This window comes from Kytococcus aerolatus (assembly GCF_900187395.1).
Lineage (GTDB): Bacteria > Actinomycetota > Actinomycetes > Actinomycetales > Dermatophilaceae > Kytococcus > Kytococcus aerolatus.
On record NZ_FYEZ01000001.1, the window covers coordinates 1,104,808 to 1,128,995 of the forward strand.

The 24,188-nt window shown below is 73.3% G+C and carries 28 protein-coding genes, 1 pseudogene and 1 riboswitch; of the genes and pseudogenes, 10 read left to right on the top strand and 19 right to left on the bottom strand.

The window, feature by feature from the left end; all coding sequences use genetic code 11:
• Positions 1 to 2: 2 nt before the first annotated feature.
• From CFT82_RS05165 to CFT82_RS05175, 3 genes are read right to left on the bottom strand one after another with little or no spacing between them, the layout of a single operon-like run.
• Complete coding sequence (locus CFT82_RS05165; protein WP_234994280.1) at positions 3 to 1,067, bottom strand: ArsA family ATPase; 1,065 nt, start codon at positions 1,065 to 1,067, stop codon at positions 3 to 5.
• 10 nt (positions 1,068 to 1,077) lie between these two features.
• Complete coding sequence (locus CFT82_RS05170) at positions 1,078 to 1,407, bottom strand: cory-CC-star protein (RefSeq protein ID WP_407656022.1); 330 nt, start codon at positions 1,405 to 1,407, stop codon at positions 1,078 to 1,080.
• A complete protein-coding gene (locus CFT82_RS05175) occupies positions 1,394 to 3,091 on the bottom strand; it encodes a carbon starvation CstA family protein (protein ID WP_088817942.1) in 1,698 nt (565 codons plus the stop codon). Before CFT82_RS05175 ends, CFT82_RS05170 begins: the two co-directional genes overlap by 14 nt.
• Before the next feature lie 141 nt (positions 3,092 to 3,232).
• Here CFT82_RS05175 and CFT82_RS05180 point away from each other — a divergent pair, with 141 nt between their 5' ends.
• Positions 3,233 to 3,772, top strand: coding sequence for a hypothetical protein (locus CFT82_RS05180; RefSeq protein ID WP_088817943.1), 540 nt, complete (start codon positions 3,233 to 3,235; stop codon positions 3,770 to 3,772).
• An 8-nt stretch (positions 3,773 to 3,780) separates the two neighbouring features.
• Here the strand turns inward: CFT82_RS05180 and CFT82_RS05185 are convergent, their stop codons facing one another.
• The 4 genes from CFT82_RS05185 to CFT82_RS05200 form a co-directional block, all read right to left on the bottom strand.
• Positions 3,781 to 4,089, bottom strand: a complete 309-nt coding sequence (locus CFT82_RS05185) for a hypothetical protein (RefSeq protein WP_143469492.1) — start codon at positions 4,087 to 4,089, stop codon at positions 3,781 to 3,783.
• 158 nt (positions 4,090 to 4,247) lie between these two features.
• A complete protein-coding gene (thiD, locus tag CFT82_RS12255; protein ID WP_088817945.1) occupies positions 4,248 to 5,756 on the bottom strand; it encodes a bifunctional hydroxymethylpyrimidine kinase/phosphomethylpyrimidine kinase in 1,509 nt (502 codons plus the stop codon).
• A complete protein-coding gene (gene thiM / locus CFT82_RS05195; protein WP_088817946.1) occupies positions 5,753 to 6,586 on the bottom strand; it encodes a hydroxyethylthiazole kinase in 834 nt (277 codons plus the stop codon). The genes thiD and thiM overlap by 4 nt, the downstream gene beginning before the upstream one ends.
• Positions 6,579 to 6,672: riboswitch (TPP riboswitch) on the bottom strand. Its footprint overlaps the gene before it by 8 nt.
• A 43-nt stretch (positions 6,673 to 6,715) precedes the next feature.
• Positions 6,716 to 8,563 (bottom strand): ABC transporter ATP-binding protein, encoded by a 1,848-nt coding sequence (locus CFT82_RS05200; RefSeq protein ID WP_088817947.1) that lies wholly within the window; start codon positions 8,561 to 8,563, stop codon positions 6,716 to 6,718.
• A gap of 127 nt (positions 8,564 to 8,690) precedes the next feature.
• Here CFT82_RS05200 and CFT82_RS05205 point away from each other — a divergent pair, with 127 nt between their 5' ends.
• The 5 genes from CFT82_RS05205 to CFT82_RS05225 all read left to right on the top strand — a co-directional run bounded on the left by CFT82_RS05205 (position 8,691) and on the right by CFT82_RS05225 (position 12,299).
• On the top strand, positions 8,691 to 9,137 hold the full coding sequence (locus CFT82_RS05205; protein ID WP_088817948.1) for a MarR family winged helix-turn-helix transcriptional regulator: 447 nt from the start codon (positions 8,691 to 8,693) through the stop codon (positions 9,135 to 9,137).
• Positions 9,134 to 10,378, top strand: coding sequence for a sensor histidine kinase (locus CFT82_RS05210; protein WP_088817949.1), 1,245 nt, complete (start codon positions 9,134 to 9,136; stop codon positions 10,376 to 10,378). Before CFT82_RS05205 ends, CFT82_RS05210 begins: the two co-directional genes overlap by 4 nt.
• Complete coding sequence (locus CFT82_RS05215) at positions 10,375 to 10,989, top strand: response regulator transcription factor (RefSeq protein ID WP_088817950.1); 615 nt, start codon at positions 10,375 to 10,377, stop codon at positions 10,987 to 10,989. The genes CFT82_RS05210 and CFT82_RS05215 overlap by 4 nt, the downstream gene beginning before the upstream one ends.
• Positions 10,990 to 11,146: 157 nt before the next feature.
• A complete protein-coding gene (locus CFT82_RS05220; RefSeq protein WP_088817951.1) occupies positions 11,147 to 11,632 on the top strand; it encodes a hypothetical protein in 486 nt (161 codons plus the stop codon).
• A 106-nt stretch (positions 11,633 to 11,738) separates the two neighbouring features.
• On the top strand, positions 11,739 to 12,299 hold the full coding sequence (locus tag CFT82_RS05225) for a DinB family protein (RefSeq protein WP_088817952.1): 561 nt from the start codon (positions 11,739 to 11,741) through the stop codon (positions 12,297 to 12,299).
• Between the two features lie 29 nt (positions 12,300 to 12,328).
• Here CFT82_RS05225 and CFT82_RS05230 read toward each other — a convergent pair whose 3' ends face one another.
• From CFT82_RS05230 to CFT82_RS05260, 8 genes and pseudogenes are all read right to left on the bottom strand, one after another.
• Positions 12,329 to 12,520, bottom strand: a complete 192-nt coding sequence (locus CFT82_RS05230) for a hypothetical protein (protein WP_088817953.1) — start codon at positions 12,518 to 12,520, stop codon at positions 12,329 to 12,331.
• 923 nt (positions 12,521 to 13,443) lie between these two features.
• On the bottom strand, positions 13,444 to 14,466 hold the full coding sequence (ctlX, locus tag CFT82_RS05235) for a citrulline utilization hydrolase CtlX (RefSeq protein ID WP_088817954.1): 1,023 nt from the start codon (positions 14,464 to 14,466) through the stop codon (positions 13,444 to 13,446).
• A 208-nt stretch (positions 14,467 to 14,674) separates the two neighbouring features.
• Positions 14,675 to 14,890 carry a phosphoketolase family protein gene (locus tag CFT82_RS12020; protein WP_234994330.1) on the bottom strand — a complete coding sequence of 72 codons (216 nt, stop codon included), beginning with the start codon at positions 14,888 to 14,890 and terminating at the stop codon, positions 14,675 to 14,677.
• Positions 14,864 to 15,560 (bottom strand): annotated as a pseudogene (locus CFT82_RS05240) (phosphoketolase family protein); the annotation flags it as partial. The pseudogene CFT82_RS05240 and the gene CFT82_RS12020, both read right to left, overlap by 27 nt.
• A 169-nt stretch (positions 15,561 to 15,729) precedes the next feature.
• Positions 15,730 to 16,470, bottom strand: coding sequence for a hypothetical protein (locus tag CFT82_RS05245; protein WP_088817955.1), 741 nt, complete (start codon positions 16,468 to 16,470; stop codon positions 15,730 to 15,732).
• Complete coding sequence (locus tag CFT82_RS05250; protein ID WP_088817956.1) at positions 16,467 to 17,162, bottom strand: hypothetical protein; 696 nt, start codon at positions 17,160 to 17,162, stop codon at positions 16,467 to 16,469. The genes CFT82_RS05245 and CFT82_RS05250 overlap by 4 nt, the downstream gene beginning before the upstream one ends.
• Complete coding sequence (locus CFT82_RS05255) at positions 17,159 to 17,914, bottom strand: ATP-binding cassette domain-containing protein (protein ID WP_088817957.1); 756 nt, start codon at positions 17,912 to 17,914, stop codon at positions 17,159 to 17,161. The genes CFT82_RS05250 and CFT82_RS05255 overlap by 4 nt, the downstream gene beginning before the upstream one ends.
• Positions 17,911 to 18,318 (bottom strand): GntR family transcriptional regulator, encoded by a 408-nt coding sequence (locus CFT82_RS05260; RefSeq protein WP_088817958.1) that lies wholly within the window; start codon positions 18,316 to 18,318, stop codon positions 17,911 to 17,913. Before CFT82_RS05260 ends, CFT82_RS05255 begins: the two co-directional genes overlap by 4 nt.
• A gap of 122 nt (positions 18,319 to 18,440) precedes the next feature.
• Here CFT82_RS05260 and CFT82_RS05265 point away from each other — a divergent pair, with 122 nt between their 5' ends.
• A complete protein-coding gene (locus CFT82_RS05265; RefSeq protein WP_327078679.1) occupies positions 18,441 to 19,697 on the top strand; it encodes an alpha-hydroxy acid oxidase in 1,257 nt (418 codons plus the stop codon).
• A gap of 54 nt (positions 19,698 to 19,751) precedes the next feature.
• Here the strand turns inward: CFT82_RS05265 and CFT82_RS05270 are convergent, their stop codons facing one another.
• The 4 genes from CFT82_RS05270 to CFT82_RS05285 form a co-directional block, all read right to left on the bottom strand.
• Positions 19,752 to 20,063, bottom strand: a complete 312-nt coding sequence (locus CFT82_RS05270) for a GNAT family N-acetyltransferase (protein ID WP_088817959.1) — start codon at positions 20,061 to 20,063, stop codon at positions 19,752 to 19,754.
• Between the two features lie 33 nt (positions 20,064 to 20,096).
• Positions 20,097 to 20,906 carry an NAD-dependent epimerase/dehydratase family protein gene (locus CFT82_RS12260; protein ID WP_088817960.1) on the bottom strand — a complete coding sequence of 270 codons (810 nt, stop codon included), beginning with the start codon at positions 20,904 to 20,906 and terminating at the stop codon, positions 20,097 to 20,099.
• Between the two features lie 43 nt (positions 20,907 to 20,949).
• Positions 20,950 to 21,438: a lamin tail domain-containing protein gene (locus tag CFT82_RS05280; protein WP_088817961.1), complete on the bottom strand. Its 489-nt coding sequence runs from the start codon at positions 21,436 to 21,438 to the stop codon at positions 20,950 to 20,952.
• A 69-nt stretch (positions 21,439 to 21,507) separates the two neighbouring features.
• The gene (locus tag CFT82_RS05285) at positions 21,508 to 21,930 is read right to left on the bottom strand and encodes a GNAT family N-acetyltransferase (RefSeq protein ID WP_088817962.1); all 423 of its coding nucleotides are present in this window, start codon (positions 21,928 to 21,930) and stop codon (positions 21,508 to 21,510) included.
• Between the two features lie 96 nt (positions 21,931 to 22,026).
• Here CFT82_RS05285 and CFT82_RS05290 point away from each other — a divergent pair, with 96 nt between their 5' ends.
• From CFT82_RS05290 to CFT82_RS12195, 3 genes are all read left to right on the top strand, one after another.
• Complete coding sequence (locus CFT82_RS05290) at positions 22,027 to 22,509, top strand: glutathione peroxidase (RefSeq protein WP_088817963.1); 483 nt, start codon at positions 22,027 to 22,029, stop codon at positions 22,507 to 22,509.
• Positions 22,510 to 22,624: 115 nt separating this feature from the next.
• Positions 22,625 to 23,275 carry an excalibur calcium-binding domain-containing protein gene (locus CFT82_RS05295; RefSeq protein ID WP_088817964.1) on the top strand — a complete coding sequence of 217 codons (651 nt, stop codon included), beginning with the start codon at positions 22,625 to 22,627 and terminating at the stop codon, positions 23,273 to 23,275.
• A 196-nt stretch (positions 23,276 to 23,471) separates the two neighbouring features.
• Complete coding sequence (locus CFT82_RS12195) at positions 23,472 to 24,167, top strand: Ltp family lipoprotein (RefSeq protein ID WP_088817965.1); 696 nt, start codon at positions 23,472 to 23,474, stop codon at positions 24,165 to 24,167.
• Positions 24,168 to 24,188 lie beyond the last annotated feature (21 nt).

The following is a 24,188-nucleotide window of genomic DNA, read 5'->3' on the forward strand; positions in this document are numbered from 1 at the left end:
GGTCAGTCCCTTCCCGGGGATTCGCCGTCTCGTCGGCCACGCGGTGTCCCGGGGGACGTGGCCCGGCGCGCCGGGGCCGACCGTGCAGCAGGTCCATTGTGTGCCAGACCGTGCACGACGTGGAGGAGACCCTCCAGTCCGACCGGTTCGGCGGCGAGGAGCTCGAGCTCGACCACCGGCAGTCCCGCCAGCTCGGCGACCACCCGGTCGACCTGCTCCTGTTCCGCCGCGCGTCGCTGCTGCAGGAACGCTCCCTCGTGCGCCGGCGAGCGCCGGTTGACCACGAGCCCGGCGGGGCGGACGCCCATCCCGGTCAGCGTGGCGTAGAGCTCGAGGGTCTCGTCCGCGGGGAGGCGCTCGGGGGTCATCACCAGCAGGAAGCCGGTGGACGGGTCGGTGAACAGGGCCCGCAGCCCCTCGAAGCGACGCCGGCGACGCTCGAGGATCTCCCGGATCTCCGCGTCCTGCCGGGCCCGGCGACCGGAGCGGTCGTCCTCCCCCAGTCCCCGCAGGGCCCGCCCGAACCGGGCCGAGGCGTCCTGCCGCGCCAGGAGCGCGTCGGACCAGGCCGTGAGGTGCTCCGGGAGCGAGAGCAGGCGCGAGGTGTGGCCGGAGGGGGCGGTGTCCAGGACCACCAGGTCGTAGCGGGCTCCCCCGGGCGCGTCGACGGCCAGGACGTCCGCGAGGGCCTCGACGAGCGCGGCCTCCTCGGTGCCCGGGGCCGACCGGGCTGCCTCCAGGTGCCGGTCCACCTCGCGGTGCAGGTGCTCCGGCATCATCCGACGGAGCTGGCCCCCCACCGCCCCCAGGTGCTCCTGGACCTGGGCCGTGGTGTCGATCTCGAGGACCTCGAGGTGCTCGTGGGGGCGCGCGCCGCCCACCCCGACCGCTCGCTGCCAGAGGTGCCCCAGGCTGTGGGCGGGGTCGGTGGACACCAGGAGGGTGCGCCGGCCCCGGCGGGCGGCCGCCAGGGCGATGCCTGAGGCGATCGTCGTCTTGCCCACTCCCCCCTTGCCCCCGACGAAGAGGGTGGAGTGCTCGGTGAGCCGGGTCAGCAGATCGGTCACGGCCGTCCTCTCAGCAGCAGGCCAGGTGGTCCAGCGGTGAGCGATCCATGCCCATCCGCTGGTGCCAGGCGTGGAAGCGTTCGTAGACGGCGGGCAGGAGCTCCAGCGAGTGGTAGCCCATCGGGTTCGGGAGACCCAGCGCCTCCCCGGCGACCATCAGCAGGAAGAGGTCGTCCTCGTCGGCCCGTGCCCGGGCCATCGTCGAACGGTAGGGCAGGTGGTAGCTGGCCTCGGCCCACCCGGCCACGGCGCCGACCACCCGGCGGGCGCGGGAGACGATCCCCCGCCCGCCGGTCGCGGTTCGGCCCTGCCCCGGGCCCAGCGGCTCAGCGCCGGGCACTGACCGGGGCCTCGGCCGGGTCGGCCTCGTCGTCGCGCTCGCCCCTCGCCCGCACCATCGCCCCGACAGCCTCGATGATCACCCAGACCGCCGCCACGAGGATGATCAGGTCGAGCGCCAGCAACAGCCAGCTGCCCTCGTCGTAGAAGGTGCCGAGCTGGACGAAGAGGGCGATCACGCTCATCACGAGGACGAAGACCAGCGGGACGAGCGCCGGCAGGACCGGACGGCCGCGGCGCACGAGCATCACGGCCACGACGCTCAGCGTGAGGCCGGCCATGATCTGGTTGGTCGTGCCGAACAGCGGCCAGATGAGCATGCCGCCGGAGCCGTCCGCGCCGGCCGCGAAGGTCAGGCCCAGCGCGACGGCCAGCACGATGAGGGTGGCCACCCACTTGTTGAGCTGGATCCCCATCACCTCGCCGATCTCGGTGACGACGAAGCGCTGCAGCCGGACGCCGGTGTCCATGGTGGTGGCGGCGAAGAGCACCGCGGTGGTGGCCAGGATGGTCGCGCTCAGGGAGGCGGGCAGGCCGAGGCCGTGCTCCACGATCGAGCCGCCGCCCTGCACGAAGGCGGCCACACCGCCCTCGCCGAAGGCCGTGTAGACCTCCTCCCAGTCCGTGAGGGTCTGGAAACCGGCGGTGGTGGCGATGATCGCACCGAGCGCCAGCAGGCCCTCACCGACGGCGCCGAAGTACCCCACGAAGCGGGCGTCGGTCTCGCGGTCGAGCTGCTTGGAGCTGGTCCCGGAGGCGACCATGCCGTGGAAGCCCGAGATGGCACCGCAGGCGATCGTCACGAAGAGCAGCGGGACGATGCCGGGCGTGCCCTCCGGCACGGAGTCGTTGAGGGCCGGGGCCACGACCTCGGGGCGGGCGACGAGCACGGAGGCGAAGAGGATCCCCAGGGCGATGAAGAGCTGCAGACCGTTGATGTAGTCGCGCGGCTGGAGGAGCACCCACACCGGGAGCACCGAGGCGATGCCGGCGTAGAGGAAGAGCACGACGATCCAGAATCCCTCGGCCGGGAGCCCCAGCACGGTCTCGGGGAGGGTGACCGGGAACCGGTCGCCGAGCCAGATCAGGGCGTACAGGGCCACGACACCGACGAGGCTGACCAGCGGGAGGTTCCACCGGAGGCGGTAGATCGCCTGCCCGATGAGCACGGCCACCACGAGGGCACCCCAGGTGGGGATGACCGAGGTCGGCGTGCTCACGAGCAGCCCGGAGATCACCACGGCGAAGGCGGCGTTCACCATGAGCAGCAGCAGGAAGATCACGACGAGGAAGAGGTTGGCCCCACGGCGCCCGATGTAGCGGGAGGACAGGGCGCCGATGGACTGTCCACGGTTGCGCACCGAGGCCCACAGGGCACCGAGGTCGTGCATCCCGGCGAAGAAGACGGTGCCCAGGGTCACCCACAGGAAGGCCGGGAGCCAGCCCCAGATCACCGCGACGGCGGGGCCCACGATCGGGGCGGCACCCGCCACGGACGTGAAGTGGTGCCCCCACAGGACGTACTTGTTGGTGGGCACGTAGTCCACACCGTCCTGCAGCTCGTGCGCCGGTGTCTGGAAGGCCGGGTCGAGCCGGTAGACCGACGAGGAGAGGTAGCGGGAGTACAGGAGGTAACCCAGGAGGATCATGGCGATCCCCAGGAGGGCCAGGAGGAGCGAGTTCACGGGCGCCTCTTTCCGATGTCAGGGTGGTGTGGGCGTGGTCACACATTGTGCAGGACGCGACGCCCCACCGCCTGCCACGGCACCCCGGCCACCGGGATCCCGCCGCCGACCGGGGCGCGATCGGAGACACAGGAGGCGCTGATGGTGAGGAAGCACGAGGACGGACTGGGCGACGAGGCGCTCCGGCAGGCCACCGGCCGCGGGCGGGAGGAGTGGCGCGCCCACCTGCTCGAGACCGGCGCCCGCGAGTGGGACCACGCCCGCATCGCCCGCCACCTGGTGGAGGTCGAGGGGGTCGACGGGTGGTGGGCCCAGGGCATCACGGTGGACTTCGAGCAGGCGCACCAGGGTCGCCTCCCGGGGCAGCAGAAGGACGGCACCTTCTCGGTGAGCGTCACTCGGACCCTGCCGGCGGCTCGGCTGGAGGCCCTGGACGCCGTCACCACGGCGGTGACCGCCCGGCACGGGGAGCCCCACTCGGCGAACCGGGCCGCCCGCTACCCGGTGGTGCGCTGGCGGCTGGACGACGGGACCCGTCTCTCGGCCACCGCCCAGCCGGAGAAGGCCACCGGCACCCCGGTCAGCCTCACCCGGGAGCGCCTGCCCGGCCACCCGGAGATGGAGGGTGCCCGCGAGGAGATCGTGGCCCTGCTGGAGGAAGTCGCCCACCGGGTGGGTTGACCGTCCGCTCAGGCCCTACGCACCCCGGCGGCGAGCAGCGCCGCCTCGGCGGCGGGCGCGATGCGGCGCTGCATCCGGCTCTCCCCTCGCCCCACGGACCGGAAGGCCCCCTGGTAGGTGCCGTCGGCCACCGTCGGCTCCCCCACCCAGGTGATACCGGCCAGCTCCAGCCGGGAGGCCTGTGGGTCCTGCACCGCCAGCACCCGGTTCGCCGCCGCGATGACGATCCGCCCGGGGAGGATCGTGAGCACCACCGGGGTGCTGCGCTGGGTCATGACCTTCTCGACGAGGAACATGCCGACCTTGAGGGGCGCCACCTGCTGCATGGTGCGTCCTTTCCGTGGGCGGGAGGCCCGTCCTCGGGGATCCCCACCCTGACAGGGGAGCTCGCCACCCCGGCATCATTCCGCGGGACCATCCGCATCCGGCGCCTGCGCTCCCCGGATGAGCCTCGTGCGGCGTGCACCGCCCGGCCTCACCACCACGGGTGGAAGTGGTGGACCGGCCCCGGCCCCGCCCCGATGTCGAGCCCGTCCGCCTCCTGCAACGCCCGTGTCAGGTAGTGCTTGGCGCGGCCGACGGCTACCCCCCAGTCACTGTGGTGGGCGTGCTCGGCGGCGATGGCCGAGGAGAGGGTGCAGCCGGTCCCGTGGGTGTTCCGGGTGTCCACCCGGGGAGCCCGGAGCTCGCGGAGCCGCCCCTCCTCGGCGAGCACGTCCACGGACTCCGCCCCCGCCAGGTGCCCGCCCTTGAGCAGCACCCGGGTGCCGAGCCGCTCGGCCAGGGCCACGGCCTGCTCCCGCTGCTCGGCGAGGGTGGTGGCCTCGGCGGCCCCCAGCATCACGGCGGCCTCCGGCCCGTTGGGGGTCACGAGGTCCACCTCCGGGGCGAGCGCACAGACGGCCTCCACGGCGTCGGTGGCGAGCAGCCGGGAGCCCGCGGTGGAGACCATCACCGGATCCAGGACCACGGGACAGTCCACCCGGTCCCGGACCAGGGCGGCCACCTTCCGGGCCACCTCGGCGCTGCCGAGCATGCCCACCTTCACCGCGTCGAGCCGGACATCGGCCAGGAGGGTCTCGACCTGCTCCCGCACAAAGGCTGCCGGGACCGGGTGGATGCCGGTGACCCCCTGCGTGGACTGGGCGGTGAGGGCGGTGAGGACCGCGCAGCCGTGGGCCCCGAGGGCGCTGAACGCCTTGAGATCGGCCTGGATGCCGGCACCCCCGGAGGGGTCGGAGCCGGCGATGCTCAGCACCGAGGGCACCCGGTGCGGGGAGGCCTTACCGGATGCTCCTCCGGCCGAGGCCGTTCGGCCGATCCCGGCCCGGGCGAGCGCCGCCCGCAGCTCCCGGGTGGCGGCGGCCGGGTCGTCGGCGGCGCAGAGGGCACTCACCACGGCCACGCCGTCGACCCCGCTGCCGGCCAGCGCGGCCAGGCTGTGGGCCTTGACGCTGCCGATGGCCACCGCGGGCAGCCAGCTCTCGGCCCGCATCGCAGCCAGCCCGTCGGGGCCGATGGGCGGTGCGTGACCGGCCTTGGTGGCGGTGGCCCACACCGGCCCCATGCCCAGGTAGTCCACGGTGCCCACCGGCAGGGCGCTGGCGGCCCGTACCTGTCCCACACTGTGGGTGGAGAGTCCGATGAGGGCCCCCTCGCCGAGGATCCGCCGGGCCTCGACCGGGTCCATGTCCGTCTGCCCGATGTGCACCCCGTCGGCGCCGATGGGCTCCACGAGGTGCACCCGGTCGTCCACGAGCAGCGGCACCCCGGTGCCGGCCAGGACCTGCCGGAGCTCCCGGCCGAGGGCCACGAGGGAGTCGTCGTCGAGGGTCTTGTCGCGCAGCTGGACGCAGGTGACCCCGGCGGCGACCGCCTCGGCCACGACGGCTGGGACGCCCCGGTCACCGCACAGGACGGTGTCGGTGACGAGGTAGAGGGAGAGGTCGGGGCGAGGACGGGGCCCAGCGCGGCGGGTGCTCACAGGACCACCCGCCCGGCGAGGTGCTCCGGCTCGAGCAGGTGGAGGTCATCGAGGAGGGAGGCGACGAAGGACCCGGGGCCGCACGAGGTGGCGCCGGAGGTCTCCGCGGCGAGCGTGTAGGCCGCAGTGGCGGCGGCCGCCGCCAGCAGCGGGTCCTCGGTCACCGCGCTGCACGCCGCCATGAGGGCGCCCAGCGCGCAGCCGGCCCCGGTGACCCGCGTGAGCCAGGGGTGGCCGTGGCCGAGGAGGACGACGCGCTCGCCGTCGGTGAGATGGTCCACCTCGCCGCTCACCGCCACCGCCCCGCCGGTCCGGCCGGCGAGCTCCCGCGCCGTGGGCAGGGCGCTCTCGGGGCGGTCGGTACTGTCGGCACCGCGGCCGCCCCCGCCTCCCCCCAGGCCGAGCACCTCCGAGGCGTTCCCCCGGATGATGGTCGGCCGGTGGCCCAGCAGGTCCTGGGCGATCCCGCTGCGCCAGGGCAGCCCGCCGGCGCCGATGGGGTCGAGCACCCACGGCGTGCCGGCCTCGACGGCACCGGGCACCGCCTCGGCGATCCCCTGCATCGACTCCTCGGTGGGGGTGCCCAGGTTGACCAGGACCGCGTCGGCCCGGCCGGCGAAGAAGCGCGCCTCCCGGGGCGTGTCCACCATCGCGGGCGAGGCCCCGGCGGCCAGGAGCACGTTGGCGCTCAGGGCGGTGGCCACGCGGTTGGTGAGGCACTGCACCAGCGGTGCGCGCGTCCTGAGGCGCTCCCAGGTGTCGGCCAGCGCGTCGGCGTCCAGGTCGTGGGTGGGCAGCTCGCGGCGCTCCGCGTCATGGGTGTGCTGCATGGTTCGACGTCCCTCCGCTCGTGTGAACGAGATCAGGTTCGACGGGTGTGTTCTCAGCCCCGGGTGGGGCACCCCGCGTCGCAGGCCACCGTAGGGCGGGAGGGGCGGCCTGTCGAGTGCCCGCCCCCCTCAGGCGCCCTCGGCCAGCGTCGCGAAGGCGCCGCCCCGCGCCAGGAGCTCGGCTCGGCTGCCGCGCTCCACGACGCGCCCGGCATCGAGCACGGCAATCTGGTCGACCTGCTCGATGGTGGAGAGCCGGTGGGCGATCGTGATCGTCGTCCGGTCCCGGGAGAGGTCCTCCAGGGCGGCCTGCAGCGCCCGCTCGGTCTCGTTGTCCAGGGCGCTGGTGGCCTCGTCGAGGACGAGCACCGGCGGGTCGCGCAGGATGGTGCGGGCGATGGCGATGCGCTGCTGCTCGCCGCCGGAGAAGCGGTGGCCGCGCGAGCCGACGAGGGTGTCGAGGCCGTCCGGCAGCGAGCCGACGAGGTCCGCCACCTGGGCCCGGCCGAGCGCCGCCCACAGCTCGGCGTCGGTGGCGTCCGGCTTGGCGACGAGCAGGTTCTGCCGCAGCGTGGCGTGCACCAGGTAGGTCTCCTGACTCACCACGCCGACGATCGCGGCGAGCACCTCGGGGTCCAGGTCGCGGACGTCGACGCCGTCGACCGTCACGCGCCCGGCGGTGGGGTCGTGGAGCCGGGCCACGAGCGCGGTGAGCGTGGACTTGCCCGAGCCGGTGTGGCCGACCAGTGCCAACGAGGACCCGGCGGGCACGGCGAGGTCGACCCCGCTCAGGGCGTCGCGGTCGCTGCCCGGGTAGCGGTAGGTGACACCCCCCAGACGCACCTCGCCACGCACCGTCGCCGGGTCGAGCGGCACCGGGTGCGAGGGCGGCAGCACGTCGGGCTCCAGGTCGAGGTACTCGAAGACGCGGCTGAACAGGGCCAGCGAGCTGACCCACTGGGCACCGACGTTGAGCAGTCCCATGATCGGCCGGAAGATGCCGGCCTGGAGGGTGGTGAAGGCGATGAGCGTGCCGATGGTCATGCCCCCGGAGGTGGCCGGGAGACCGGCGGCGAGGTAGATGGCCGCGGGGACGGCGGCGAACACGACCTGCATGGTCGCCATCCGCCAGCGACCGGCCAGCTGGGCGCGCATCTCGAGGTCGATGAGCCCGTGGCTGACCTGCTCGAAGCGCTCCGCGTCGCGCCGGGTGGTGCCCAGGGTCTTGGCGAGCCGGATGCCGCTGACGCTCAGCCCCTCCTCGATGTGGACGTGGAGGTCGGCCAGGGCGGCCTGTTGCTGGGCGGTGATCTCCTTGCGCAGCAGGGCGACCTTGCGGGTCACCCAGACCGCGGGCGGCAGCACCACCAGGGAGATCAGGGAGAGCCGCCAGGAGATGGCGACCATCGCCACGGCGGTGGCCACGGCCGTCGTGAGATTGCTGGCGATCGAGGTGGCCGTGGTGGTGACGACGCCCTGCATGCCGCCCACGTCGTTGATGAGGCGCGACTGCACCTCCCCGGCCCGGGTGCGGGTGAAGAAGCCCAGCGACTGGCCCTGCAGGTGGGTGAAGAGGCGGGTGCGCAGGTCGTGCATGACCTCCTGGCCGACCCGGCTGGCCATCCAGGTCTGGAGCACGCCGAGGATCGCCGAGACCGCTGCGACGCCGACCATGCCGCCGACGAGCCAGAGCAGGAGCGGGACGTCCTGCTGCGGGATGGCCCGGTCCACGGCCTCCCGGATGAGGAAGGGGGTGGCCATCGAGACCACGGAGGTGGCGACGATGAGCAGCGTGACCAGGGCGAGGGTGCCGCGGTGGTCACGGAAGAGGGCGGCGATGCGGCGGAGGGAGACCGGGCGCTGCTGGAGCTGGGCGCGGTCCTTCGGGTTGATGCGCTGGGGGCCGCGGGCGGGGCGGCCGGGGGCGCCTCCACCGGGGGTGCTCCCGGGGGCGCCGTGGGTGGGGGCGTCCGACATGGATGACCCTCCTGACTGTGGTGCTGGCGCGCTGGGCGCGCGAAGTGCGAGGGGCGCGGTGTCGCGCCTCGAACCCGGTGCGGGCTCACAATGAGCCAACCTCACCATCTCCGATAGTATTCCACCCATGACCCCCGAGCACCCTCGCGCCGGCCACGAGCCGCTGCCGGCGGACCTGCTGCTGGCCTGCGCCCGCCGGGTCCGGCGGGGCATGATCCAGGCCCTGGAGCCGGTCGGCCTCACCCCGCACCACGCCCGGGCGCTGGGCACCCTCGACCGGGAGGGCCCGATGCGGCTCGGCACGCTGGCCACCGCCCTGCACGTGGTGCCCCGGAGCGTGACCGACGTGGTCGACCGCCTCGTCGCGGACGGCTGGGCCACCCGGATCCCCGACCCGCACGACCGCCGGGCCCAGGTCATCGAGACCACCCCGGCCGGCCACGAGCTGGCGCAGCGCGTGGCCGAGGCCCGTCGCGTCGCCGGGGAGGAGCTGCTCGCGCCCCTCGGGCCGGAGGAGCGGGCCGAGCTGGTGCGGCTGCTCGGGATGCTGCTGGAGGAGGATCGCCAGCCGTGACGACCTCCCGCACCCTCCTGGCAGCGCCCCGCTTCGGGCAGGTCACCGACCGGTCGGTGACGACCTTCTCCCCCTACACCCAGGTCTCGGTCGGCTTCATCTACCTCGCGTTCCTCGCGGTCGCGACCGCGGCGCTCTGGCAGCAGCACCCCGACGGCCGCTGGTTCACGGTGCCCCTCGTCGTCAGCCTGGCCGCCTGCCTGGTGGCCCTCACGCGCCGGGCCCTGCCCACCGACGCCTCGGAGGACCCCGGCCCGGCCCCTGGGTGGCTCGTCGCCCTCACCACGGCGCTGGGGATCGCCGTGGTGGTCACCCAGCAGTGGCCCGGCGAGTTCGCCGCGCCGGCCACCACGGCCTATACGCTGCCCATGCTGGCGATGCTGTTCGGCATGGCCCTGCGCTGGCGGGCGGCCCTGGCGCTCAGTGCGCTCCCGGCGGCCGCAGCGGTGGGGGTGGTGGCCCTGCACTCCCCCGGGGAGGTCCGCGAGGCGCTGGGGATCGGGCTCCTCGCCCTGACCCTCGGGGTCCCGATGGGCTACGCGACGGCCTGGTCCCTCCACATCGTGCGGGAGCAGGCCCGGGCCCGGCACCTAGCCGCCGACCTGGCGGTGGCCGAGGAGCGGCTCCGCTTCGGCCGCGACCTGCACGACCTGCTCGGCCGGACCCTCTCGGTGGTGACGCTCAAGAGCGAGCTCGCCGCCGAGCTGAGCCGCCGCGGGGACGGACCGGCAGCCGCCGCCGAGCTCGACGGCATCCACGGGCTGGCGCAGGACGGCCTGGAGGACCTGCGCGGCGTGGTGCGCGGCTACCGTTCGCTGGACCCGGCCACCGAGCTGGCCGGGGCGCGCGCCCTGCTGCGCTCGTCAGGGGTGGAGGTCCACCTCTCCGGGGAGAACGCCCTGCACGGCGCGGGCCGCTGGCCGGAGGCCAGCCGCGAGGCGCTGGGCTGGTGCCTGCGGGAGGCGGTCACGAACATCCTGCGCCACTCGGAGGCCCGGCGGGTGGAGATCACCTGCTCGCCCGGCACCGAGCCCGATGCCGGCGCCGGCGCCGAGCCCGACGCGGTGACCCTCACCGTGACCAACGACCGCCCCCGTCCCGCCACGAGCAGCCTCCGCGGCGCCGGCCTGACCGGCCTGCGCGAGCGCGTGGCCGCCGCCGACGGGCACCTGGAGCACCGGGCCACCGACACCCAGTTCACGCTCACCGCCACCGTCCCCACCCGGGAGGCCACCGCATGACCACGCCGATCCGCATCCTGCTCGTCGAGGACGAGACCCTCATCCGCGAGGCGCTGGCCTCCCTGCTGGCCCTCGAGGAGGACCTGGAAGTGGTGGCCCGCGCCGGCTCGGTGGCCGAGGCCCACGCCGTGCTGCGCGGCACCCCGGTGGATGTCGCGCTGCTGGACCTCCAGCTGCCGGACGGCAACGGGATCGACCTGGCCGTCCACCTCTCGGAGGTGCAGCCGCAGGCGGCGAGCCTCATCATCACCAGCCACGGACGCCCCGGGTATCTCAAGCGCGCCCTGGAGGCGGGGGTGCGGGGTTTCCTGCCGAAGACGGTGGGCCGCCGGGCTCTGGGCGAGGCGGTCCGGACGCTGGCGGAGGGTGGGCGCTATGTCGACCAGGCCCTGGCCGCCGACGCCCTGGCAGCCGGGGCCTCGCCGCTGAGCGCCCGGGAGGCCGACGTGCTCGAGCTCTCGGCCGACGCCGCCCCGGTGGAGGAGATCGCCCAGCGCGCCCACCTCTCTCCCGGCACGGTGCGCAACTACCTCTCGGCGGCGGTCACCAAGACCGGTGCAGCGAACCGGCACGAGGCGGCCCGCATCGCGCGGGCGAAGGGGTGGATCTGAGCGGGCCCGCGCCCTGCCCAGCGAGATGACAGGCGAGATGACATCCGTCATGCCGGGCGCGTGAACGACTCCTGCGGACCTGTGCGCCGGCTCACCGGTCCGCAGCCCGATCCGGGGTGAGGGTGGAGCCATCCCCCGATCCCACCCAGGAGGCACCGTGCTCACCGAACTCGTCGACCCGCTGCAGTCCTTCACCGAGGGCCTGCCCCCTGCGCTCCAGTGGGCCGGGGTGGCCCTCATCGCCGCCATCCCGTTCGTGGAGAGCTACTTCGGCTCCACGATCGGCGTCCTCACGGGCCTGAACCCCTCCGTGGCCGTCCCGGCGGCGATCGTCGGCAACGTGGTCTCCATGGTGATCATCGTGAGCCTGGCCGGGAAGGGGCGCGACCTCGCCACCGGTGGCAGCACCCGAGGCGAGGAGGGTGGCCGCCACGCCCGCCTGCGCAGGGCGTTCAACCGGTGGGGCGTCCCCGGGGTGTCCCTGCTGGGCCAGACGATGCTGCCGAGCCAGATCACCTCGGCCGCGATGGTGGGCTTCGGCGCCGACCGCCGAGCGGTCATCCTGTGGCAGTGCGTGAGCATCACCCTGTGGGGCGTGGCCTTCGGTGCCCTGGCCGCCTCGGGCGTGGCCCTGCTGGGCTGAGGAGGACGGGTCCCCACCGACAGCGGGGAAACGCTCCTCGCCCCGCCGGGCACGACAGGGCATGATGGGCGCGCACCGACCGCCCACCCGACCACGAGGAGTCCCCATGAGCCTGGAGTCCGGACTGCACGCGCGCTTCTCGCAGGAGTTCACGGCCGTGGCCGAGCAGGTCTCGGACTGGGACGCCCCCACGCCCGTGCCCGAGTGGCGCGCCCGGGACGTCGTGGAGCACCTCGTCGACTGGTACGAGTCCGTGCTGGAGCACTGGGTCGACATGGACCTGCCCGACGTGGATCCGGTGGCCGACCCGCTGGCCGCCTGGCGGACGCGGGCGCAGGACGTGCAGGAGATCCTGGAGGACTCGGAGGTCTCCTCGATCGAGCTCTCCGACGGCCCCTTCGCCGGTCACACGATCCGGGAGATGACCGGCGAGCTGTACATCCCGGACGTGTACATGCACACCTGGGACCTCGCCCGGGCGGCGGGCGTGGCGCCGGAGATGGACCCCGAGTACGCCGAGCAGCTCCTGGAGGGGATGCAGCAGATCGAGGGGCGCCTGCGCCAGTCGGGGCAGTACGGGCCGGCGGTGCAGACCGACAGCGAGGACCCCGTGGTCCGGCTCGCGGCCTTCATCGGACGCGACCCGGAGTGGCACCCGCAGGCCTGACCCAACCGGGGCCTGTCCGGGCTAAGAGCTCAGCGACCGAGGAGGCGCGAGAGCAGGCCACCGGAGGGCTTGGCCTGGCGCGCTGCAGCCTGCTCGGCCGGGGTGTGCTGGCCGTTGCACCACTGGTCGGCGGGAACCGAGGCCTTCACCTGGTCGACGTGGTTGCCGCACCCCGCCCAGGTGGTCTTCTGGCAGATGGTGCAGGTGGTCGGACGGCACATGGGGGCCTCCTTCATCGGGAACGTGACTGCACGATCATACCCCCGGGGGTACCTGGGTAGGAGGTGTGCCCCCCCCGAGCACTGGAGCGCCCACCGCGCACCGGGCGCAGTGGCCGCTCCCGCGACAGGACCCCGACGGGGACCGTGGTTCGCCAGCCCTGACGGCGCAGGCGGGTCGCACCGGCGGTCGCGGCACCTCGTAGGGGATGGTCACGTCGGGGAGCTCCACCGTGCCGCACCCGTCGAGGACCCACTCGCCAGCGGGCTTCACGGAGACCTCGTCGTCGACCACGGAGAAGTCCTTGAGCTGCAGGAAGTCCGTGAAGTAGGCGGTCTCCCCGGGGGGGGGAGATGATGCCGTCGGCGGCGTCGCCCTCGTTCTCGGCGAGGAAGGCATAGGGGTCGATCCGACCCGCAGCACCGTGGGCGTCGAGAGAGGAGAACGGCGCGGCCAGGAGCTGATCGTCCGTCTCCTCGAGCACGATGTCCTCCGCGGAACCGTTGTGGATGCCCACGTTGAAGATCAGGAAGTCGTGGTCGTGCCACGGGGTGGTGTCATCACTGCGGTCGTCGTTGTCGATGTGCATCGTGGCGTCCACGACCACACCGGAGCAGGCCTCGGCCTCCGGCGCAGTGGCAGCCGGCGCACCGGCGATCAGACCAGCGGCCGCAACGACCTCGGCCACGGTCAGTCCAGGAAAACACATCATGGTTTTCCCTCACACCGAAAACGTCCCCACATCGCCCCGCCAACCCCGGGACCCGACGATCGACCCCCTGCAGAAAACGGCCCTCCCCCGCTGGGAAGATAACGCGCCCCGTGCCCGCGCATCCGCAGGGAGCGGCAGCATCGCCACAGGAATGAGAGAACGACGGTGGCGGGTGCCCAGGCACCCGCCACCGCCGTCTCGAACCAGCCAGCCTCAGCCCCGCGGCGCCGTCAGCCCGTCGAGCGTCGTCGGGTGCTCGTCGATGGCCTCGACGGCGGCGGTGAACTCGCGCTCCACGTCCCGGCGCTTGTCCAGGTGCACCCCGGCGATCATGCAGCGCACCGACCCACCGGCCAGTTCGATGGTCGGGATGTCCACCGCCACGATCCGGCAGGACTCCTCGATCGCCGCCACCTGGGCGTCGGTCAGCGAGCGACGCGCCCGCGCCGACATCGCCATGATCCGCTGCGGGCGACCGTCCACGTCCCGCCCCATGAGCTCGATGCAGTTGCCGGCGAACTCGCGCACCTGCTCCTCGGTGATCTCCACGATCCGTCGCCCGTTCACGGTGAGGCGCTCCCCCACCGCCCAGCGGCGCTTCTCGTCCTTGATCATGTCCAGCGCGAAGAGGGCGACGTCCGTGCCGATCGTGGCCAGGACATTGGTGTGGTAGACGGGCACCCCGTCGGAGTCGATGGCGTCGAAGGCCATCGGCTCGTAGTTGAAGTCCGCGCAGAAGCGCTCCAGCACCATCTCGTCGGCCCGGTGGCTGCGCGCCGTGTAGGCCACACGCGAGACGTGGTCGAGCACCATCGCGCCGGTGCCCTCGAGGAAGATGCCGTCCGGCTCCAGCCCGGAGTAGTCCACGATCGTCTGCACCCGGTAGGTGTTCTTCAGCATCTCCAGCACGTCCGCGCGCCGCTCCAGGCGGCGGTTGGAGGCGTACATCGGGTACACCGCCACGTACCCACCGGCGTGGGTGGACACCCAGTTGTTCGGGAAGACGCTGTCCGGGCGCGTCAGCTCGTCGTCCTCGAAGACGTGCACGGTCACCCCGGCCTCCCGGAGGGCCTCGGCCAGGGCGTCCATCTCGGCCAGGGCCTGCTGCGAGACCTCGGCCTGGCTCTTGCCGTCGGTCACCTCGGACTGGAAGGCGTTGTCGGCGGCCGTCGACGGGTTGGGGGTGAAGTTGAGGGCGCGGATCAGGATGACGCTGGAGGGGGACTGAACGCTCATGGGCCGCAACCTACCGGCCAGCGGGCGTCCACCCCAGCCCGCTGGCCGCCGGCTCAGTCGTTGTCCCCGCCGGTGTCGTCGAGCCGCACGCCCGCCGCCTCGTCCTGGTCGTCCGACCACTGCCACTCGGCGATCTCCGGCAGGTCCGTGCCGTGCTCGAAGGCGTCGTCGTGGTGCCCTCCTCGACGTACCCGCGGACGTGGAAGTCCTAGCCGGTGTCGTTCTTGTAGACCAGCCGGTGGATGAGCCAGGGGTAGCCGTGGCAGGCGAAGACCACCGGCACGCCCTCGAGGAACATCGCTCGGAAGCGTGCCGCCGAGAGCCCGTGCGGGTGCTGCGACTCGTCCTGCAGGCGCATCAGGTCCACCACGTTCACCACGCGCACCCGCAGCCCGGGCGCCTCCCACTTGAAGGCGGCGATCATGTCCAGCGCCTCGTCGAGCACGGCGGCGAAGCGCTGGTGGATGCTCAGCGGGTCCTCGTCGTCGAAGCCGGCCGTGAAGAACGGTGGCGTGTGTCCGTAGCCGCGCATCAGGGCGGCCAGCTCGGTCTCCGGGATGCGCGCGAGCACCGTCGGGTTGGCGATCTTGTACCCGTTGAGGTGCAGGATCGGCAGGACGGCGCCATCGGTGAGCGGGTTGAGCCACTTGGTGGAGTGCCAGGCAGTAGTCCAGCTCGCCGCCCTCGTGGATGGAGCCGGGCACCTCCGGGGCCACGTGCGACGGGATGCCCCCGGGGAAGCTGAACTGCTTGAAGAGCCGCTGCATGCCGGCCTCGTCCTGCCCGACGCCCGGGTAGGTCTCGCTCCAGGTGCCCTCCAGGTAGCTCGCGGCCACGAGGCCGGGGCCGCCGTGACCGGGGCCGGTGACGTGGAAGGCATCGAGCTCGCGCTGGCGGATGGCGCGGTTGGCGTGCGCGTAGAGGAAGGTCAGGCCGGGTGTGGTGCCCCAGTGGCCGAGCAGGCGGCGCTTCACGTGGTCGGCGTGGAGCTCCTCACGGAGCAGCGGGTTCTCCAGCAGGTAGATCTGGCCGACGGAGAGGTAGTTGGCTGCCCGCCACCACCCGTGGAGACGCTCGGCCTCCTCGGCGGTCAGCGGCTCGGCGGTCCGGGTGGTCCAGTCGGGGCGGTCAGCGGGGCAGTGGTCATGGCGACTCCTCGTGCCGGGCGTGGACCCGGGTCTCCGGGCGCGTTCCGCTCCCCACGGTAGTGGCGGGCGTCCGTCCCGTCAGGTCGTCGCGCGCCTCCGCTGGCGCTCGCCACCGTCAGCCCTCGGCGGGGAGCTCCCGCAGGACGACCCAGGCAGCCCCGGCGAGCAGGACGGCCTGGAGGGCACGACCCGCGACCGAGGCCCACGAGTCGTCCGCCTCGGCGTCGACCCCGACGGCCACCGCCGGGACGAGCAGCCCCTGGAGGAAGGACCACCCGGTGCCGAGGGCAGCCACCACCATCGGGACCAGCGCGAGCAGCGCGAGGGCCACGGCGACACCGCCGGTCCCACCCCAGCGCTGACCGACGAGAGCGACGAGGGCGAAGAGCACCACGACCGCCAGGCAGCTCACCAGGGTCATGGCCGCCTGGAGGGCCAGCGGGGTGCTGGTGGGCTCGACGCGGGCCCGCTGGACCACGGCCAGCACCGCCAGGGCCACCGCACCCACGAGCAGCCCGAGCACCAGCTCGGCGGCGAGGAGCGACCTCCCGACCTGGGACCGGGTGGCGCCGACCCGCAGGGCGGGACGTGCCCGGCGGGCCAGGTCGGCGGCGCCCACGACCCCGGCGAGGCCGAGCACTCCCAGGGGCGCCAGCCACCAGAGCACCCCGCCGCGCAGGACGGTGCCGAAGCTGTCGACCTCGACCGCGAACCCACCGGCGGACCCGGCGCCGGGCCAGACCATCCACCCGCCCACCACGAGGGACAGCAGGAGCCCGGCCAGCAGCACCAGGCGGAGCTCCCGGGCGGTGGACCACAGCATCGAGAGGGCGAGCGAGGAACGGTGGGCGCTCACGCGCGGAACCTGCCCATCACCGCGCGGTGGATGACGAGCAGGGCCGCCAGCCGCAGGGCCTCCCACAGCAGCTCGCCACCCGCGGTGAGCCGGGGCTCCCCCACCACGTGGGGGACGGTGGTCGTGAGCGACGGGAGCACGGCGCGCACCAGGGTCCCCGAGAAGCCGGAGAGCACCGAGTCCAGCAGCAGGAGCACCACCGCCAGGGAGATCCCGCTCCCGGCGCCCCACCCGGCCCAGCTCACGGCGACGAGGCCGAGGAAGACGGTGAAGACCAGCACACCGAGGGCGTCGGTGAGCACACCCACGACCGGGAGGGCCGCCGGCACCTGTTCCTCCGTCGGCCGGAACGCGTCCGAGGCCCAGCCCTGGAGGGTCGTCAGGGCGAGCAGCACCAGCCCCACGGAGAACCAGACGAGCCAGTGACCGAGGGCCACCTGCCCGCGGGTCGCCCCCGCCCGCAGCATCGGTCGCGTCAGCGAGGAGATGGAGCGGACCGGCTGGACGACGCAGCCGACGGAGAGCACGAGGAAGAGCAGGATGGACGGGCCCTCGAGCGCCTTTCCCAGACCACCCGTCGACGGGGTGAGCAGCGCGACCAGCCCGAAGAGGGCGACGACCGGGAGCAGCATGAGCACGGCGAGACCGACGTCCGTCCAGGTCCGGCGCAGCAGGACCGCCGTCGCCCTCATCGCGCCTCCTCGGTGAGGGCCTCGAGCACGTCGGTCAGCGAGGCCAGGCGGCCCCGGGAGTGCCGCTCGCGCAGCTCGTCGGCGGACCCGGTGGCGAGCACACGGCCCCGGTGGAGGACGACGACGTCCTCGAGCACGTCCTCCACCTCGTCGAGCAGGTGGCTGGAGACGATGATCGTCCGCGGCCGGCGGACGTACTCCTCGAGGAGCACCCGCCCGAACCGACGGCGCGAGACCGCGTCCATGCCCAGGTGCACCTCGTCGAGGATCGTGACCTCGGCCTGGGCGGCGAGCGCCAGCGCACCGCGGAAGGCGGCCGCCTGGCCGGTGGAGAGCCGGTTGGGCCGCGGGCCGGGCTCGGCGCCGATCCGCGCCGTGAGGTCCTGGAAGAGGTCCCGGTCGAAGTCCGGGCGCAGCGACTCCATGAGGTCGAGGGTGACCCGCACGGGCTGGTCACCGACCTCGGGTCCGCTGGTGCCTGCCAGGACCACCCTGGAGGTGCGCCCGGCGTCCTCCCAGACCGGAGCGCCGTCCACGAGGACCCGCCCGTCGCGGGGACGCTCCCACGCGGCGATGCAGCGGGCCAGCGTGCTCTTGCCCGCGCCGTTGCGCCCGACGAGGCCGGTGATGACGCCGGGGCGGAAGGTGACGTCCACCCCGTCGAGGGCGGTGGTGCCGTCGTAGCGGCAGGTGACGCCCTCGCACCTCACCTCCCAGCCCCCACGGCCTGTCGATGGTCTTCCGGTGGTCATGCGTCCCCCTCGGTGGGTCGGTGGGTGGGTGGCTCCCCGGGCTGGGTGCCGGTGCTCGTCAGGTGCTCGGCGATCTCCTCGCGGGTGATGCCGAGCGCGGCGGCCTCCGCGACGACCGGGGCGAGGACCTCGTCCCAGAAGCGCTCCCTCCGGTCGGCGACGAGGACGGCGCGGGCGCCGTGGGTGACGAACATGCCCACCCCTCGCCGCTTCTCGAGCAGGCCCTCGGCGGCGAGGATCGCCAGCCCCTTGGCGGCGGTGGCCGGGTTGATGCGGTGCGTGGTGGCGAACTGGGTGGTCGACATGACCTGCTCCCCCTCGGCGAGCGCCCCGGAGGCGATGTCGCGGCGGAGGCGCTCCGCGATCTGCCGGTAGATCGGGGTGCGGTCGTCGAACGGCTCCACGTGCGACCTCCTCCCGATCACCCCCTGTGGTTCATTGCTTGAGTAATGAACCACAGGGGCTCGCGGGCTGTCAAGCACACCCCGCGGGGCCGCGCCCCGACACGCACCCCACCCGGGCTAGCGTGGATCTCCCGACCCGTGGAGGAACCATTCGCCGACAGCTCCCCAACCCCCGCGAACTGCGCCCGCTCCTGCGCTTCCGCCCGCCCCGGCTGGACCGCACCCGGGCCCGGCTCGAACGAGCGGCGGACGTGGGCGACATCCGTCGCATCGCCCGCCGCGTCACCCCCACGGCACCCTTCGACTACACCGACGGGGCCGCGAACTCCGAGGAGACCGCCCGCCGCAACCGGCGGGCCTTCCTGGACGCCGAGCTGCGCCCCACGGTGCTCCGCGACGTCGCCACCGTGGACACCTCCACCGAGATCCTCGGCCAGCGCAGCGAGCTGCCGCTCGGCATCGCCCCCACCGGCTTCACGCGGATGATGCACTCCGCCGGGGAGCTGGCCGGCGCCCGCGCCGCCGGGAGGGCCGGGATCCCCTACGCCCTCTCCACGATGGGGACCACCTCCATCGAGGAGCTCGCCGAGCAGGTGCCGGACACCCGCCGCTGGTTCCAGCTCTACACCTGGCACGACCACCGGGAGCGGGCGCGCGAGCTCGTCGACCGGGCGCAGGCAGCGGGTTACGACACTCTCCTGGTCACCGCCGACACGGCCACCGGGGGCCAGCGCCATCGCGACCACCGCAACGGCATGACGATCCCCCCGCAGCTCACGCCGCGGACGCTCCTGGACGCCTCGTACCGGCCTCGCTGGTGGATCGACTTCCTCACCACCGAGCCCCTGACCTTCGCGACGCTCTCGAGCTCTTCGGGCGACTCGATGGGCCAGATCATGAAGGTCTTCGACCCTGCGCTCTCCTGGGCCGACATCGCCTGGATCCGGGAGGCCTGGGACGGCTCCCTGGTGATCAAGGGCATCCAGACCCCGCAGGACGCCCGCCGTGCCGTGGACACGGGGGTGGACGCCCTGTACCTCTCGAACCACGGTGGGCGGCAGCTCGACCGTGCCCCGGTCCCGCTGCTGGAGCTGCCCGAGGTCCGCCGCGCCGTGGGCCCGGAGGTCCCGATCATCCTCGACTCGGGCATCACCAGCGGCGGCGACGTGCTGGCCGCCCTCGCGCTGGGGGCCGACTTCACGATGATCGGTCGGGCCTATCTGTACGGCCTGATGGCCGGGGGGCAGCAGGGTGTGGAGCGGGTGCTCGAGATCCTGCGGGCGGAGATCGAGGTGGGCATGCGCCTGCTCGGGGTGCGCAGCATCGCCGAGATCGGGCCGGAGCACGCCCGGCTCCACTGGCGGGAGCCGCGCGCCTGAGGCCCGCGCGCCTCACCGCCCCTGGCGCCCCCCGGCGGGTGGGCGCCGGGGGGCTCAGCCCTCGGCGAGCAGGTCCTGGTGCTCCCCGTGCTCCGCGATGTAGTCACGCACGTACGGGCAGGTCGGGACGACCTTCAGCCCGGCCTCACGGGCCCCGGCGAGCGCCGCCTCCACGAGCTGGGCGGCGATCCCCTCGCCCCGGTGCTTCGGGTCGGTCCAGGTGTGGGGGAACTCGATGCGGGGGCCGTCGAGCTCGTAGTCGATGCGGCCGACGACGTCGTCACCCTTGCGGGCTTCGAAGCGTCGGGCGGCCGGGACGTCCTCGATGGTGAGCTCGGACTGCTGGGCGTTCTGCTGTTCGGTCATGCCTCCATGTTGGCTCACGTACGCCGGGAGCGCCTACCGGTCGAAGGCCGGCCGGACCTGCTCCGGCAGGGCGAAGGGGCCGCCCACCCACCGGCCCTCCGCGTCGTCCTGCGCCCGGGCCCCGATGCGGTCGGCGTACACCTCGGCGTCGTCCTCCGGGTGGTAGCCGAGCGCGCGCCCCGGCTCCAGGTCCCACCAGGCGCGGGTGTTCGCGCTGATCCCGTAGAGGACGGCGTACCCGGGCGAGGGCGTGGTGAGCGCCGCGTGGACCATCCGGACCGCATCGTCCGGAGAGAGCCAGGTGGAGAGCGCACGGACGCTCGTCGGCTCCTCGAGGAAGCTGCCGATGCGGCAGGCGACCGCGTCGATCCCGTGGCGGTCGGCGTAGAGGCTCAGCAACGCCTCGGCCGCGACCTTGCCCACACCGTAGAAGGTGTCCGGCCGCGGCCGGACGACGGTGGTGAGGATCTCGCTGCGAGGGGTGCGGCCGACCGCGTGGTTGGAGGAGGCGAGGACGATCCGGCCGACCCCGTGCGCCACCATCGCGTCGAGCAGCGCGGCCGTCGTGCGGACGTGCGAGTCGAGGATGGTCGGGAGGTCGGCCTCCCGCGGGATGGAGGCCAGGTGGACCACCGCACCGGGGCGGGTCTCCGCGATCACCTGCTCGACGGCCTGCGGGTCGGCACAGTCCGCGATGCGCCACGGGATCGAGCTGCCGGCCGGCGCCTCGACGAGATCGAGGGCGACGACCTCGTGGCCGAGCTCGAGCAGGCCGGCGACGACGGTGCGGCCGATGCTGCCGGCCGCACCGGTGACGAGAACGGGGGACGGGCGGCGGGTCATGGACCCATCCTGCCCGTCCCCCGCTCGGAGGAGGCGCTGCCTCTCAGCAGTAGACCGACTTGACGCTGTCCCGGGTGCTCTTGTCGGTGTACCTGCAGGTGTCCATCCGAGCACCCGACCGGTTGCGCACGGTGACCGTGTCGCCGGTGTTGTTCCAGACGTAGGACCCCCTGCCCCAGTGGCGCGCGGTGGTCGCCCTGACGCCGGTGGTGTTCCTCCCCTTGCCGGTCATGATCTTCACGGTGCCCTTGGCGGGGATCGTGGTGGTCGGCAGGGTGTAGCGGAAGCCCGTCGCGTCGGTGACGGTCCACCCAGTCACGGTGCGCGAGGTGCTCGTGGTGTTGCGCAGCACGACGTACTCGGCGTTCAGGCTGGAGTTGCTGTAGTCGTCGCGGGTCGCACCGTAGGAGTCGTAGACCACCTGGTGGATCATCACGGCGGGGAGTGCTTCGGCGGCCGGGGCGGAGGTGAGCACGGTGGGAGCCGTCAGTGCGGCCGCGAGGAGGCCTCCCACGAGTCGTGCGTGTCGCATCACCCGCTGAGTCTGAGGCCGCCCGGGACCCGCCACCACGAAGGGTCACCTACTCCGAGGCATCCCGCATCACGGGCGGCGCAGCACCATCCCCATCGACTCGGGCATGGCGTCGACGAAACCCATGCTCTCGTAGAGCTTCCGGCCGGGCGCGTCCCCCATGAGCGTCACGTAGGGGTTGGCCGGGGCCTCGGCCTCGACCCGGTCGAGCAGACGGGTCAGGACGGCCCGGCCGATGCCGCGCCCCTGGCAGTCGGGCGCGGTGGCCATGTCCGCCACCTGGAAGTACCAGCCGCCGTCACCGAGCAGGCGCCCCATGCCCACCAGCCGAGCCGACTCGTCCCGGGCCGTGACCCACGCCCAGGAGTTCCGCAGGGCAGGAGCCGCCTGCTCGGGGGTCTTGGTGGACAGGCCGGCGTCGCGGCGCATGGCGCGGTACTCGTCGATGCCGGGTGGCTCGTCGTGCAAGGTGATGCCCTCGGGGGTGCTCATGCCGGAAGTCTGCCGGACGGCGCCGACGCTCGGGCTGGCAGCGGACTGGCGGTGCGGGCGGGCGCGGGACGCCCCGCACCGGGGCACACTAGCGGCATGACGACTCTCCACGACTTCACCGTCACCACCCTCGACGGTCGCGAGCAGGACCTCTCTGACTACGCCGGCAAGGTCGTGCTGGTGGTGAACACCGCCAGCCAGTGCGGCCTGACGCCGCAGTACGAGGGCCTCGAGGCGCTGCACCAGCAGTACGCCGACCAGGGCCTCGTGATCCTCGGGTTCCCGTGCAACCAGTTCGGGGCGCAGGAGCCGGGCGGGGCCGAGGAGATCGAGGAGTTCTGCCAGGTCAACTACGGCGTGAGCTTCCCGATGATGGCCAAGGTCGACGTCAACGGTGCGGCCGCCCACCCGCTCTACCAGTGGCTCCGCGCCGAGGCGCCGGGCGAGGAGGGTGGCGACATCGAGTGGAACTTTGCCAAGTTCCTCGTGGGGCGGGACGGCCAGGTGCTGCAGCGCTTCTCCCCGCGCACCGAGCCGGCGGAGCTCGCCCCGGCGGTCGAGGAGGCCCTGCGCGGCTGATCCCCGCCCGACGCCGGGAAGCCCTCGGGCAGCAGGACTCTGACTCACGAGTAGAGAGCCCGGGGAAACCCTGCGAGGCTCAGCAGCACACACCCCCTCTGGGAAGGACAGACCCATGCAGTCTCGTTTCACCCCCGCGCTGGCCGGCGCGGCCCTGGTGGCCGCCATCGGCTTCGGCGCCCCCGCCGCCCACGCGGACACCAAGCCGGTGCCGAACTTCGAGAACTGCACCGACGCCAAGCTGAACGGCTGGGCGAACATCCCGGAGGACAACCCGTACTACGGGAACTACCGGGACGCCGACAACGACGGCTTCGCCTGCGACGACAACAACCACGCCGGGTTCAAGACCCCGTACGGCGTGATCTCGCTGGACGGACAGTCTGGTTTCCCGAACTGCACCGTGGCTCGTGAGTCGGGCTACTCCAACATCCCCCAGGGAGTGCCGGCATACCACCCGACCCTGGACCGCGACCGGGACGGCTGGGCCTGCGAGGACAACGGTGACGACAAGGCAGCGGCGCCCGCCCCCAAGCCGGCTCCGATCGCTGAGCCCGCGCCGAAGCCCCAGCCGGAGCCTGCACCGGCCCCCGAGCCCGCACCGCAGCCTGCCCCCGCCCCGGAGCCCGAGCCGGCCCCGCAGCCGGTGCCCATCGAGACCGGCTGGGCGGGCGAGGACAGCACCTCCACCGCGCTCCTGACCGGTGGCACCCTGTTCGCGGCCGGTGCCGCGCTGACCACGGTGGGTCGTCGCCAGAAGGCCTGACGCCACCCGCCTCGCCGAGGGGCCCGCCACGCTGTCGTGGCGGGCCCCTCGCGCACCCCGGCACACAGTGCTCGACCAGAGCACCCCGACGCGGATTCGGCCCAGCGCCTACGCTCGAGAGCACGGCACCGTCGCCGCACGGCGCCCTCCGAGACCGCGCGCACCGGTTCGCGGCCCGAGCACAGGGGTGACACCCATGAAGAACTCGACCCTCCGCCTGCTGGCCCTGGCCGCCGGCCTCTCCCTGACGACGGCGGGCTGCACCGGCGACTCCGCCGACGACGCGACCCACGACGCCTCCGCCGCATCCCCCGCGGAGGCCGGCGAGGGGGCCACGGAGGCGCAGAAGGCCGCTCGCGACCACCTCGACGCCGCGGGGTTCTCCCGCTCCGGCCTCGTCGACCAGCTGGTGGCCGACGGGCACACGAAGGACGAGGCCACCGCCGCCGTCGGTGCGCTCGACGCAGACTGGTCCGCCCAGGCGAAACGCTCGGCCCGGATGCACCTGGACCTGTCCGGCTTCTCCCGGAAGGGCCTCCTCGAGCAGCTGCGTTTCGACGGGTACACGCAGGAGCAGGCCACCGCCGGCGTGAAGGCCCTGAAGATCAACGAAGCCGCCCAGGCCCGCCGGGTGGCGAAGAGCTACCTGAAGTACTCGAGCTTCTCCCGGAAGGGTCTGGTCGACCAGCTCGTCTTCGACGGTTTCCCGAAGGCCGAGGCCACCCGGGCGGTGCAGGGCCTGGACGTGGACTATCGGGAGCAGGCCGAGAAGTCGGCCACGAAGCACCTGCAGGAGAAGAAGGTCCCGGAGAAGGAGCTGGTCGAGATGCTGCGGGAGGACGGGTACACGTCCGCCCAGGCGAGGGCCGGGGCGAAGGCCGCCCGGGGCTGACCGGCCGCTGCCCGGCCGATC